This window comes from Photobacterium andalusiense (assembly GCF_900185625.1).
Classification (GTDB): Bacteria; Pseudomonadota; Gammaproteobacteria; order Enterobacterales; family Vibrionaceae; genus Photobacterium; species Photobacterium aquimaris.
The window spans coordinates 114470-127618 of sequence record NZ_FYAJ01000008.1 but is presented as its reverse complement, the minus strand read 5'-3'; the positions used below and the strand labels follow the sequence as shown (position 1 = coordinate 127618).

The window sequence follows — 13149 nt, the reverse complement described above, 5'->3', positions numbered from 1 at the left end:
CCCGTCCGCCGCTCGTCAGCATTGATAGCAAGCTATCAATCTGTTACCGCTCGACTTGCATGTGTTAGGCCTGCCGCCAGCGTTCAATCTGAGCCATGATCAAACTCTTCAATTAAAGTTTTGTTGTTTCTTTCGAAACGGCTCAATGAATACTGACTTCAAAACTACCTTAGTAATTTTAAAGCTATTACCATTCCAACAGAATGGTAATGAATTGACTGTGCCAAATAACCGTAGTTATTTGTATTGGTCACTCAGTTCATTGATAAATCTTTCGACTTAACTATTCAACGAGTGCCCACACAGATTGCATGGTCAAATTGTTAAAGAACATTAGCGCAATACATCGTATTGGCTGAGGCTGCGTATACTACTCCGCGCCAGCTTAAAGTCAACAAGTTTTTTGAATTTATTTTTCAAAACCCTTTAATGACCTGCCTTGCGTAAGATATATTTAATATTTCTTACCATTTGAATAAAATTCAAATCAAGACTGCGATTTTCACATCTAAAACTAAAGGTAAAACCTTAATTAAAGCTTGTGAATTTTTATAAACCGCTTACCGACAAGTTATACACAGGTTGTAATCAAGTTACTAACCGCACGTATTCCGTATCGTTGGGGTGCATTATAGATAGAACGAGAAGGATGACAATTGTTTATTTGGTTTTTTGGTGCGAATGCTAGTAATACCAACCAAAAGCCACAAAAGAGTCAATTTTCATACAGAAAGACTCTTTGTTGATAGTCGTTATTTGAAAATAGTGTTGACTATTTAACCACCCCCTGACTTTTGGTTCATTTATGATGTTTATGAAACAACAAAAGCAGGGTTCAATAACGTTTCGCGATCATAACGAAGTGGAAAACCATCGAGATCGTTCACTGTCGCGCCAGCACTTTCAGCAATACATTGACCAGCCGCAGTATCCCACATCATTGTTGGTCCTAAACGCGGATAATATTGAGCTCGTCCTTCAGCGACTAAACAAAACTTTAATGAAGATCCTACTGCCACTAATTTATGCTCACCGAGTTGTTGCAGGTAAGCCTCTAACTCAACCGAAGGATGTGAACGACTACCAACAACTGTTGGTACAGTAGCAGGTAAAAGACGAATGACCTCTTTGCCTGCTTTAGTAACCAGCCAAGCTGTTTTTCCATCACCCAACCAGGCTTTATTTAATGCCGGAGCATAGACAACGGCTAAAATAGGTTTTCCATTCTCAACCAGCGCAATGTTAACAGTGAACTCGCCATTCTTATTGATAAACTCTTTGGTACCATCAAGTGGGTCCACCAGCCAAAAAGATGACCAATGTTGGCGCTGGTGCCAATCAGTCTGCGGTGATTCTTCTGATATGATAGGGATGTCGGGAGTCAGTTGCTGTAATTGACTAATAATAATTTCATTTGCAGCAAGATCAGCAATGGTAACGGGGCTATTATCGTGTTTATTTTCAATGGCTATATTACTGTGATAATGCGTCATTATCGATTTACCTGCATCCAATGCAATGGCATATATAGCATCAAGTAATGTGGTCACTTACGGTACTCCTATTACCGATGGTCAAGCAATGATACTTCGACGACGTAAAGCATTAATACATTGCTCAACCAATTCATTAATATTATGACTATCAGCGGCTAAGTGAATTTCAGGCTGTAAAGGCGATTGGTACTCTGCATCAATCCCTGTAAATTGCTTTATTTCACCTGCTCGTGCTTTTTTATACAGTCCTTTAGGATCGCGTTTTTCACATTCAGCTAAAGGCGTATCAACAAACACTTCGATAAACTCCCCCTGTGGCAGTAAATCTCGAACTATTTGTCTTTCTTCACGATGAGGAGATATAAACGCACTCAGTACGATCAATCCTGAATCTGCCATTAATGTGGCAACCTCACCGATACGGCGAATATTTTCACGTCGATCTTGAGCTGAGAACCCAAGATCTTTACACAATCCGTGCCGAACATTATCACCATCTAATAAATAAGTATGGTAACCCAATGCTAGTAACCTATGCTCTAGCGCGCCAGCAATTGTCGATTTTCCGGCACCACTCAATCCTGTAAACCATAATACACAAGGTTGCTGTTGCTTTTGCTGTCCTCGTTGTTGCTTGGTCACACTATAGCTATGCCAAACAATATTATTGTTATCATCATGAGACTTTGGTGTGGTATTCATAACATATTCCATTGTTAATTTAGTTAAAAGGAAAGACTAATGGGATCAAGATCAACACTACTGTGGAATACACAATCGAGAGCGGTAACCCTAGTTTCAGATAATCTCTAATTTGATAATTACCAACGCTATACACCAACAAATTAGTTTGATAACCATAAGGAGATATAAAACTCGCACTCGCGCCAAAGAGTACTGCCATAATAAACGGCATTGGATCGACGCCATACCCAAGCGCTAAACTATAGCTAATAGGAAAAGCTAAGGCAGCAGCTGCATTATTGGTGATCAATTCTGTCAGAACTAATGTTAGTAAATAAACCGCAATTAACCCACCGTAAACCCCCCAGCCATTAAATGCGGCGATCAAAGCTTGCCCCATATAGTGTGATAAGCCACTGGTGATCATTAATTGCGCCAGTGTTAATGCAGATCCAACAATCACCACAATATCAATCGGAAATCGGCGTCGAAGCTCTGTAAAAGAAATGAGTCCTAATCCAACGAGTAACACCAAATAAATAGCCAATCCTTTTATTAAGGGTAACCAATCAATTAATGCCAATACGATAACACTTAAAAATCCAACTAATACGGTAGCGCTACGACGTTTATCTAAACGTGTACTTGAATCAAGACCATTAACCAATACAAATTCACGTTCAAGCATAGCCCGCTTTTGATTAAACATTTTTCCCGGCACAATAACTAACGTATCACCTGCGCGTAACTCAATATTTCCCAAGCCCCCCGCTAATCGTTCATGACCACGACGAATTGCAACCACAACGGCATCAAAGTTTTCTCGAAATTGGGCATTTTTTAAAGTACGACCACAAATAGCAGCAGAATGGCTAACCACTACCTCCATCATCGACTGGCCATTTAAATGATGCTGTCCAAATAGATGCAAACCGTCGATTTCTTGTAAGGTGGTAACACTTTCAATATCACCACAAAACAATAACCGATCACCGGCTTGTAAGTGTGTGTTAGGACAAACCGGTGCAATGGTTTTACCATCACGAATTAATTCAGCTAAAAATAACCGTCGTAATGCTCTCAATCCATTTTCTGCGACCGTTTTTTCAATCAATGGAGAATCACTTTTAACGCGCGCTTCTAAAAAATAAGGTAATTGCTCTTCGCTATGATCGTCGTTATCAGGTAATAAATAACTCAAGGGTATTAAAATCATTAAACCGATCACTAATACTGCTAAGCCAATCATGGACGGTGCAAAAAATCCCAGACTAGGTAAACCAACATCTTCAACAAAACTATTAATAATAAGGTTGGTTGATGTTCCAATGAGGGTCAGTGTTCCCCCTAAAATAGCAGCATAAGATAAAGGCAGTAATAATTTAGAAGGTGCATGACGCTGATTACGTTTTATTGCTCCAATTAACGACACCACCACCGCAGTGTTATTAGTAAATGAAGATAATAACGCCGTTGATATTCCAAGCTTTGCGACAACCGAGCTATGACCACCTTGTGAAATTTGCCGCCCGACCCAACTTATCAAGCGTGTTTTTTCAAGTGCTATCGATACTAAAATCAATAACACTAAAGTTAATAACGACGGGTTGGTAAAATTTGCGGCAATGGCTGGTAATTCAATTAAATTTGATTGAAAACCAATAAACGCACTGCCAGCAAATAAATACGCGGGTTTAATCTTCGTGGTGAGCAAGCAGAGAATAATCACTACTAGCATTGCCAGCACAGTAGCTTGTTCCCAGCTCATTCACGTTACTCCAGTAATTGACCAATATCTTTGGCATCCCAATGTGGGAAATGCTTACGAACGAGCGCATTAAATTCAACTTCAAACGCTGAATAACGACTGCTTTGCTGATCGGCGAGTGCTTCACGCACTAAACCAGCACCAACGGTGACATTGGTTAAACGATCGATAATGATAAATCCGCCTGTGTCTTTGCAGGTCTGATAACTATCTACAGCTATCGCATCATGAAGATTGACTTCACACAGACCAATGCCGTTAAGTGGTAGCGTCTCGGTCGCAAAAGTATCAAGACTATTAATATCAACTTGATGACGTATAGCACTCACACTGCCTAAGGTTTTTTTACCTGCTACTTTAATATCATACTGACGCCCAGTCGCGAGTGCGGTCTCCCCCATCCACACGATATCAGCCAGTACATTATTACTTAATGGCACTTCGTCTTCGGCTGCAATCAAAGTATCACCACGGCTGATATCAATTTCATCCGCTAAGGTAACGGTAATTGCTTGCCCTTGAGCTGCGGTCTCCAAATCACCATCAAAAGTAACAATACGCTCAACTGTGGATGTTTTTCCTGAAGGTAATGCGGTTACACGCTGTCCTACATGAATTTCACCGGCAGCTAATGTGCCAGCAAACCCTCGAAAATCAAGATTAGGACGATTTACATATTGAATAGGAAAACGTAATGCTGACGAGTCATCACCAGATAATAAATCGACCTGTTCTAATAAGGTCAATAACGGCTTACCTTGATACCACGCCATCTTGGCACTTTGACTGACAACGTTATCGCCTTCTAATGCCGATAGTGGTAACACTTTAATATTGATCTTAGGATTAAGCTTTTTTGAGAATTGAAGGTATTGCTGCTGAATTTCTTCAAAACGCGCTTGGTCGAAATCAACTAAATCCATTTTATTTACCGCCACAATAAACTGGCGAATACCTAATAGGCTAGCAATGTAAGAATGACGACGCGTTTGATCTAACACGCCTTTACGTGCATCAATCAAAATAACCGCAACATCACACGTCGATGCGCCTGTTGCCATATTACGGGTGTATTGCTCATGCCCTGGAGTATCGGCAATAATGAACTTACGTGCTTTGGTTGAGAAATAACGGTAAGCAACATCAATGGTGATCCCTTGCTCACGCTCTGCTTGTAAACCATCGACTAATAAGGCTAAGTCCGGTTTATCGCCTGTGGTACCGACTTTTTGACTGTCGGTATGGATAGCCGCAAGTTGATCTTCATAAATCTGATGTGAGTCATGTAACAGACGACCAATGAGGGTACTTTTGCCGTCATCAACGGAGCCACAGGTTAAAAACCGTAGCAGCGATTTATTATGGTGTTGATCAAGGTAAGCTTCGATACCCAGTTCTGCCACCTGTTGTTCTATGACACTGTTCATTATTCTCTCCTTAGAAATAACCCTGGCGCTTTTTCAATTCCATTGAGCCCGATTGATCATGATCGATAGCGCGTCCTTGGCGTTCACTTGAAGTAGCCACCAGCATTTCTTCGATGATCCCCGGTAAAGTATCAGCAGTTGATTCCACCGCTCCCGTTAATGGATAACATCCTAAGGTTCTAAACCGAACACTTTTTTGCTCAATGGTTTCGCCTGGTTGTAACTCTAAACGTTCATCATCTACCATAATTAGCATGCCATCACGTTCTACAACTGGCCGTACTTGGGATAGGTACAGTGGCACAATTTCAATTTGCTCAAGGAAGATATATTGCCAAATATCGAGCTCAGTCCAATTGGATAACGGGAACACGCGAATACTTTCGCCTTTATTAATCTGACCGTTATAAGTTTTCCATAATTCAGGGCGCTGATTTTTAGGATCCCAACTGTGGTTTTTATCACGGAAAGAATACACACGCTCTTTGGCTCGCGACTTTTCTTCATCACGGCGAGCACCACCAAATGCGGCATCAAAACCATATTTATCGAGTGCTTGTTTTAGGCCTTGAGTTTTCATGATATCGGTATGCTTTGACGAACCATGAGTAAATGGCCCCACTCCCATCGCGATTCCCTCTGGATTTTGATGGACTAATAAATCAAAACCGTATTTCTTGGCAGTACGATCACGAAACTCAATCATTTCACGAAACTTCCAAGTGGTATCAACATGCAATAGCGGAAATGGAATTTTTCCGGGATAAAAAGCCTTACGGGCTAAATGCAACATCACTGATGAATCTTTACCAATCGAATACATCATTACAGGGTTATCAAACTCAGCGGCGACTTCACGCAAAATATGAATACTTTCTGCTTCGAGTTGCTTGAGGTGGGTTAAACGTTTCGGGTCCATCTCTCTCTCCATGCTATGCCAGCTTCACTACCGCTTCAGGTTGCGGTGATAACTGTTCCTTTGTTGTGAACCAAGCTAATTTATGTGACAACTTGACGACTTCACCGACCACAATTAACGATGGCGAAGCAGCATGCTGTGCTAAATCGGCAAGTTGATCTAATTGTCCGGTTAATACTTTTTGGGTGGTTTGTGTACCGCGCTCAATAATGGCGATAGGCGTTTCAGCGGCGCGGCCATGTTGTAATAACTGCTGTTGAATGTGGCTCGATTTCATTAACCCCATATAAATCACTAAAGTTTGATTACCACGAGCTAAAGTTGACCAATCAAGCTGCTTACCATCGGGCTTTAAATGACCGGTTATAAACATCGCTGTTTGCGCGTAATCACGGTGAGTTAATGGAATACCAGCATAAGCGGTTGCGCCAGCAGCTGCGGTAATACCCGGTACGACTTGAAAATCAATACCAGCCTCTGCTAGCACTTCTAATTCTTCAGCGCCACGTCCAAACACAAATGGGTCACCACCTTTCAGCCTTACGACTCGCTTACCTTGTTGGGCATATTCAACAATTAATCGGTTAGTTTGCTGTTGCGGCACACTGTGAAAACCGGCTTTTTTTCCGACACAGACGAGCTCTGCATCACGGCGTACTAATGCCATCACTTCATCAGAGACAAGGTAGTCATACAGCACCACATCGGCTTGCTGCATTAATTGCAACCCACGTAAAGTTAATAAGCCTGCATCACCAGGGCCGGCACCAATTAAAGCAACTTGACCGACAGGCGACGTATGCTGATGTAATTGTTGTTGTAATGCTTGCTGCGCTTCTGTATCGCGACCGACGGCAACCAAATCAGCAAAACGACCATTAAATGCTTGCTCCCAGAAGGCGCGACGGCTCGAAAATGAAGGAAGCTTGGCTGCAAGGTAGCCTCGAAAACCACCAGCCAGCGTTGCCATCTTGCCTAAATGCTGAGGTAGTATTGCTTCTAATTTTTGACGTAATAACCGCGCTAAAACTGGGGCTTTACCTGATGATGAAATGGCAACAATGATAGGAGAACGATCGACAATAGAGGGCACAATAAAACTACAACGCTGCGTATCATCCACTACATTGACTAATACTTGACGTTGATTAGCTGATTGATACACCAACGCATTAAGTTCTTTATGTGGCGTTGCTGCAATAGCCAAAAAAACACCATCGAGATCGCTCGGTGAAAATGCTTCGCTAATATAACGTACTTGACCTGCAGCAATAGCCGCTTCAAAGTCAGCATTAAGCTTTGACGCTATCACACCGACATCAGCTCCAGCTTTTAATAACATCCTTGTCTTGCGCCATGCGCTATTGCCACCACCGACAACCACACATGGTCGACGTTTTAAGTCTGCAAATATTGGCAAATAATCCATTGTTCACTCTCCATTGTTGCTCTGTTACCACTATAGAGAGGCTGCGATATTACTTGAAATTCTAAAGTTTCATTTTTTATACCCAAAAGTTTGGTTGGAACATTGATCCTTAATTTTTGAGCACCGAATAGAATGATCAACCATGAATAAATACAAACTAAATATAAATAGCTAATAGCAAGCCTAATGAAGCATATTCAAATATCACTTCGAACCTAAGTTATGCTTTTTCTTTCTTAATTTAATTAACGCTTTGTGCTTTTAAGTGTGTAATTGCTATTTGTTGGCGGCTTAATAATAGCTATGCATATAAAAAATGAGAGTTAAAGCACAATTACGTGATAGGTGGCGATAGTATTCGCATAAGATTTGCTATTTTAGGCGCGCTTTTCTTGCCTACCCTTTTGGAGATTCACATGACACTAGCTGTTAAACCTTTATCTATCGCGGTATTGGGCGGACTACTGTTGCTTGCAGGTCCTGCAAATGCAGAAACGATTAAATTACGTATTCTTGAAACAACTGATATTCATACCAATGTGATGGATTATGATTATTACAAGGATAAGCCTACCGATAAGACGGGGTTAGTACGTACTGCGACCTTAGTTGAGAAAGCACGCGCAGAAGTAACAAACAGTGTGTTAGTGGATAACGGTGATTTGTTGCAAGGTAGCCCAATGGGTGACTATATGGCAGCAAAAGGCATTAAAAAAGGTGAAGTACATCCGGTTTATAAAGTGATGAACCAGCTTGGCTATGCTGTTGGTAATATAGGTAACCACGAATTTAACTATGGTTTAGATTTCCTTGATACCAGTATTGAAGGTGCTAACTTCCCTTACATCAATGCCAACGTATATGATCTAAAAACGGGTAAAAACTTATTCACACCTTATCTTATTAAGGATTACACCTTTAAAGATAACGATGGCAACAACCAAAAACTAAAAATTGGTTATATCGGTTTTGTACCACCGCAAATTATGGTGTGGGATAAAAACAACCTTGAAGGCAAAGTAGAAGCCAAAGACATTAAACAAACTGCTGAAAAGTTTATTCCACAAATGAAAGCGGAAGGTGCCGATATTATTATCGCCATTCCACATTCAGGCGTATCAGCTGATCCATATAAAGTGGGCGCAGAAAACTCAGTCTACTTCCTTACTCAAGTTGAAGGAATTGATGCGATTGCATTTGGTCACTCACATGCGGTATTCCCAAGTAAAGACTTTGCCAGCCTACCTGGTGCTGATATTGAAAAAGGCACTATCAATGGTATTCCAGCAGTAATGCCTGGCCGCTGGGGCGATCATGTCGGTATTATGGATTTAGTATTAGACAAAGACGGTAATAGCTGGAAAGTAACCTCAGCCCAAACTGAAGCCCGTCCGATCTTTGATAAAGCCAATCAACAACCATTAGTAAAAGCTGATCCTAAATTAGTTGCAGCGGTAAAAATTGATCATAATGCCACCCGTGATTTTGTTAACCAGCCAATCGGTAAAGCTAGCGATGTGATGTACAGCTATTTAGCATTGGTTCAAGATGATCCAACAGTACAAATCGTCAACCTTGCGCAGAAAGATTACGTAGAACGCTTTATTCAAGGCGATCCTGATCTTGATGGTCTACCTGTATTATCTGCTGCCGCACCTTTTAAAGCCGGTGGTCGTGGTAATGATGCAGGTAACTACACAGAAGTAGAAGCAGGACAACTGACGTTCCGTAATGCAGCTGACTTATACTTATACCCAAATACACTGGTTGCAATGAAAGTGACGGGTAAAGAAGTTAAAGAGTGGCTTGAATGTTCAGCAGCGCAATTTAACCAAATTGATGTTAATAGTGATAAACCACAAGGTTTAATTAACTGGGATGGTTTCCGTACTTACAACTTTGATGTCATTGATGGCGTCAAATACAACATTGATATTTCACAACCAGCTAAATACGATGGTGAATGTAAGCTAATTAATCCAACTGCAAACCGAATTAAAGATTTAAGCTTTAATGGTAAACCAATTGATCTAAAGCAAACGTTCTTAATCGCAACCAATAACTACCGCGCTTACAGCGGCAAGTTTGCTGGTACAGGTGAAGCATTTATTGCCTTTGCATCACCAGATGAGAATCGCACTGTCTTATCTGATTACATTAGTCGAGTGAGCAAACAAAAAGGTCAAGTAGTACCTAGTGCAGACAATAACTGGCATTTCACCCCACTGAAAAGTGATAAGCAGTTAAAGATTCAATTTGAAACAGCTAACAGTGAGAAAGCGGCAACGTTTATTAAAGATAAAGGTCAATACCCGATGCACCAAGTAAGCACCACTCCGGGTGGATTTGCAATTTACCAATTGGATCTTCAGTCTAAAAAATAATCTGTGCCTTAAGTAACATCGATATACCGCAACCTTGGTTGCGGTATTTTTTTTGATACACTACTGCTACTGCCTCTTTAAACGTTAGATTACCTATGCCATCTAAAAACCACGTTGAATTAACCACTTTTTTAACCCAACTTGGTGCTGATACAGCAACCATTAACGATGTGGTTGCCGTTGCTGAACAACTAGAACTACCCACTCGACATATTTTATTACACCAAGGACAAACGCCAACCCATTGCTACTTTCTGTTAAATGGTCTTTGTCATGCGTGTTACCTTACGGATCAAGGTAAACAATTCAGTAAAGAGTTCTATTGGGATCAAGATGTAATTATTGGCTTTGAAAGTTTAATCACTAACGCACCTTCGGCATTTTTATTAGAAACATTATCTGCCAGTCAATTAATCATGTTGCCAATCAGCTTATTTCAACAATGGCGTCAGCAACAACATCCACTTTATCAAGCATTATTAGAACGCCAATTACTGCATAAAGAACACAAAGAACGCTTTATGTTAATGCACACGCCAGAGCAGCGATTGCAATTGTTTTGCGACCATTTTCCAGAGTTAGTCGGCCGTATTACCGATTACCAATTAGCATCTTACTTAGGGATTACTTCTATTAGTCTCAGCCGTATCAAAAAACGGATTGCAAGTGACGATATTATTGAGAAAAGTTAACCATTGTTAATTTCATGACGAATAAATACCGATACACTCGCAGCATACTTAATAAGGACTTCAATCATGACAACTTGGCAATGTTTACCCTTTGAACAGCTGACCACCCACCAGCTTTATGACCTTTTAAAACTGCGTTCCGACATATTTTGTGTTGAACAAAACTGTGTGTACCCCGATCTTGATGATCATGATCGTGCCAACAATGTTTATCACTTACTCGGTTATGCTAATAATGAGTTAGTCGCGTACTTACGCCTCTTAGCACCAGGGGTAACCTATGACAATGTCAGCATTGGTCGAGTAGTAGTGACACCAAACCAACGTAAATCAGGATTAGGGCATCAATTACTGCGTCAAGGGTTAGCACATGCGGAAGCAATTTGGCCGCAGCAATTAATTGAAATTGGCGCTCAACAATACTTAGTTGATTTCTATCAATCACACGGCTTTACTCAAACCTCTGAAATGTACCTTGAAGACGGTATCCCTCACGTTGATATGCAATTATTGCAAGAGCTGGTGTAATGCGGTGGTCTGCTGTTTCAATAGGTATTGCGATTTTAATTTGCGGCAATTTATCGTCATCATTATCTGATGTGGCTGTAAAACTATTAAATGGCAGCGTATCAGCATTTCAATATATGTTTATTCGCCAATTATTAAGTGTGTTACTGATTACACCGTTATGGTTACGATTACCCTCAGCCCAACGAGATATTGGCCATTGGAAAATTAATGCTATTCGTGCGCATCTGGTATTAGCAGGTAGTGGCATGTTACTGATTGCCATAACCTATTTACCATTAGCAACCGCCAACGCCTTGTTTTATGCTGCGCCGTTATTAATGCTACCACTCTCAATGATCATTTTAGGTGAACGCCCAAATAAACAAAAAGTACTGGCAACTGCAATCGGATTTATTGGCATAGTGATAGTGTTACGACCAGAGCAATTTCATTGGGCAGCACTTGCCGCTTTAGGTACAGCATCTACCTTAGCGCTGTATAATGTTTTAGTGCGAAAGCTGCCGCCACAGCAGCCGATTATCAGTACTCTGTTTTGGACTGGAATTTTATCGTTGCCAGTATCGAGTCTATTAGCGTATCAATATTGGCAACCGTTACAGACTGAGCAATGGCTATTAATTACGGCAAGCGCGATATTCACATTAGGCTATCAAGGAAGTTGTGTTGCGGCATACCGTCAAAGTGAGACCTATAAAATTGGCCTTGCTGAATATTCAGGGCTGATATTCGTGACAATTTTTGGTTATTTATGGTTTAACGAAACACCTGACTGGCTCACAGGATTAGGGATTTTACTGATTATTGTGCCAATGGCGCCATGGCCAAAACGTCGTTATCGTAACAATACCTTTATCCATGATAGCGATTAAAAACAAATCAGCCGCCAAGCTGACTTATAAGTAAGACAGATTCATTGGCGGCTGCTTGGTTTAGATCCAATCACAATCGAATTTATTGACGATAGAAACGTCCACTCGCATTTCTTGCATACGACGCAGAAATACCATTGCCTTGAATTTGTAAGCCCTCAATTTTACCTTGGCTATTTTGACGGTAACGTAATGTTTGTCCGGCTTGAATACGGCTAATTGGCTTACCCGCACCTTCAATATTTGCCATTGCATAAAGATCACCTAACGGTAAATTCTTATCACGGAAAATATTCGCTAGCGTTTCTCCAGCAGGTACTTTCAAACTGTACCACTTACCAGCAATACCCGCAGGTTGACTCGCTGCCACTGATGTCGGCTGGGCTTGAGGTTGAGCAACTTTTGATACCACAACAGGTTTATGGGTCGTAGGATCAATGGTATAGACTTTACCGCCATTAATTGGATAAATTTTTGATGCCATAGGTTTACGCTCAGGCGCAGGACCGCGATCTTCTGTTCCCCCCGTAGCTTTCATTCCTGCATCTTCTTTAATGTCAGCGCTATCTAATACCACATCAGTACGTTTAACCACACTTTGCTTACCACTGCCATCAGGATTATTTTCTGCTTGAATATTTGGGCCGGAGCTGACTTGGCTTGCAACATCACTATTACCTAGGTTTAGTGAGATATCACGTCGCATCGGTACATTACCCGCCCCTCCTTCTAATTCTTGTTCTGACGGCAACATTAACACGCCAATAAATATCGGAATTAAAATGATCAACGCCCAACGATGAAAACGTGGAAAACGCTGCCATACCTGACCAATGCCAGCTATACGCTCACCACACTTTGCCTTCATCACACCAATGTTTAATGTTACTGGCGGTTGACGGCGGCCGTTTTTTTTATTTGAACGGCGATTTACCTTTCCCATATACAGC

Annotated in this window: 11 protein-coding genes and 1 rRNA gene; 4 read left to right on the top strand and 8 right to left on the bottom strand. The window is 41.1% G+C overall.

The window, feature by feature from the left end; all coding sequences use genetic code 11:
- The 7 genes from PAND9192_RS16405 to cysG form a co-directional block, all read right to left on the bottom strand.
- Positions 1-115, bottom strand: a 16S ribosomal RNA gene (locus PAND9192_RS16405); the annotation flags it as partial.
- A gap of 697 nt (positions 116-812) precedes the next feature.
- Positions 813-1550, bottom strand: a complete 738-nt coding sequence (gene cysQ, locus PAND9192_RS16400; protein WP_087846091.1) for a 3'(2'),5'-bisphosphate nucleotidase CysQ — start codon at positions 1548-1550, stop codon at positions 813-815.
- Positions 1551-1574: 24 nt separating this feature from the next.
- Complete coding sequence (gene cysC, locus PAND9192_RS16395; protein WP_065167945.1) at positions 1575-2198, bottom strand: adenylyl-sulfate kinase; 624 nt, start codon at positions 2196-2198, stop codon at positions 1575-1577.
- A 19-nt stretch (positions 2199-2217) separates the two neighbouring features.
- Positions 2218-3948 (bottom strand): SLC13 family permease, encoded by a 1731-nt coding sequence (locus tag PAND9192_RS16390; RefSeq protein WP_087854604.1) that lies wholly within the window; start codon positions 3946-3948, stop codon positions 2218-2220.
- A 5-nt stretch (positions 3949-3953) separates the two neighbouring features.
- Positions 3954-5375 carry a sulfate adenylyltransferase subunit CysN gene (gene cysN / locus PAND9192_RS16385; RefSeq protein ID WP_087854603.1) on the bottom strand — a complete coding sequence of 474 codons (1422 nt, stop codon included), beginning with the start codon at positions 5373-5375 and terminating at the stop codon, positions 3954-3956.
- A gap of 10 nt (positions 5376-5385) precedes the next feature.
- A complete protein-coding gene (cysD, locus tag PAND9192_RS16380) occupies positions 5386-6294 on the bottom strand; it encodes a sulfate adenylyltransferase subunit CysD (RefSeq protein ID WP_080174973.1) in 909 nt (302 codons plus the stop codon).
- 13 nt (positions 6295-6307) lie between these two features.
- Positions 6308-7723 carry a siroheme synthase CysG gene (gene cysG / locus PAND9192_RS16375; protein ID WP_087854602.1) on the bottom strand — a complete coding sequence of 472 codons (1416 nt, stop codon included), beginning with the start codon at positions 7721-7723 and terminating at the stop codon, positions 6308-6310.
- Between the two features lie 416 nt (positions 7724-8139).
- Between cysG and PAND9192_RS16370 the strand changes: the two genes are divergently transcribed.
- The 4 genes from PAND9192_RS16370 (at position 8140) to PAND9192_RS16355 (ending at position 12199) form a co-directional block, all read left to right on the top strand.
- Positions 8140-10107: a bifunctional 2',3'-cyclic-nucleotide 2'-phosphodiesterase/3'-nucleotidase gene (locus tag PAND9192_RS16370; RefSeq protein WP_087854601.1), complete on the top strand. Its 1968-nt coding sequence runs from the start codon at positions 8140-8142 to the stop codon at positions 10105-10107.
- A 95-nt stretch (positions 10108-10202) separates the two neighbouring features.
- Entirely contained in the window at positions 10203-10799 is a 597-nt protein-coding gene (locus PAND9192_RS16365) for a Crp/Fnr family transcriptional regulator (RefSeq protein WP_087854600.1), read from the top strand.
- A gap of 66 nt (positions 10800-10865) precedes the next feature.
- Positions 10866-11327, top strand: a complete 462-nt coding sequence (locus PAND9192_RS16360; protein ID WP_087854599.1) for a GNAT family N-acetyltransferase — start codon at positions 10866-10868, stop codon at positions 11325-11327.
- A complete protein-coding gene (locus PAND9192_RS16355; RefSeq protein WP_087854598.1) occupies positions 11327-12199 on the top strand; it encodes a DMT family transporter in 873 nt (290 codons plus the stop codon). Before PAND9192_RS16360 ends, PAND9192_RS16355 begins: the two co-directional genes overlap by 1 nt.
- Before the next feature lie 82 nt (positions 12200-12281).
- Here PAND9192_RS16355 and PAND9192_RS16350 read toward each other — a convergent pair whose 3' ends face one another.
- Positions 12282-13142, bottom strand: a complete 861-nt coding sequence (locus PAND9192_RS16350) for a LysM-like peptidoglycan-binding domain-containing protein (RefSeq protein WP_144018108.1) — start codon at positions 13140-13142, stop codon at positions 12282-12284.
- Between the last annotated feature and the right edge of the window lie 7 nt (positions 13143-13149).

What these genes read in the sequence shown, in the direction of transcription:
- cysN (WP_087854603.1), bottom strand. Translation starts at nt 5,375, where the DNA reads ATGAACAGTGTCATAGAACAACAGGTGGCAGAACTGGGTATCGAAGCT.
- cysD (WP_080174973.1), bottom strand. Translation starts at nt 6,294, where the DNA reads ATGGACCCGAAACGTTTAACCCACCTCAAGCAACTCGAAGCAGAAAGT.
- PAND9192_RS16355 (WP_087854598.1), top strand. Translation starts at nt 11,327, where the DNA reads ATGCGGTGGTCTGCTGTTTCAATAGGTATTGCGATTTTAATTTGCGGC.
- PAND9192_RS16390 (WP_087854604.1), bottom strand. Translation starts at nt 3,948, where the DNA reads ATGAGCTGGGAACAAGCTACTGTGCTGGCAATGCTAGTAGTGATTATT.
- PAND9192_RS16370 (WP_087854601.1), top strand. Translation starts at nt 8,140, where the DNA reads ATGACACTAGCTGTTAAACCTTTATCTATCGCGGTATTGGGCGGACTA.
- PAND9192_RS16360 (WP_087854599.1), top strand. Translation starts at nt 10,866, where the DNA reads ATGACAACTTGGCAATGTTTACCCTTTGAACAGCTGACCACCCACCAG.
- cysG (WP_087854602.1), bottom strand. Translation starts at nt 7,723, where the DNA reads ATGGATTATTTGCCAATATTTGCAGACTTAAAACGTCGACCATGTGTG.
- PAND9192_RS16365 (WP_087854600.1), top strand. Translation starts at nt 10,203, where the DNA reads ATGCCATCTAAAAACCACGTTGAATTAACCACTTTTTTAACCCAACTT.
- cysC (WP_065167945.1), bottom strand. Translation starts at nt 2,198, where the DNA reads ATGAATACCACACCAAAGTCTCATGATGATAACAATAATATTGTTTGG.
- PAND9192_RS16350 (WP_144018108.1), bottom strand. Translation starts at nt 13,142, where the DNA reads ATGGGAAAGGTAAATCGCCGTTCAAATAAAAAAAACGGCCGCCGTCAA.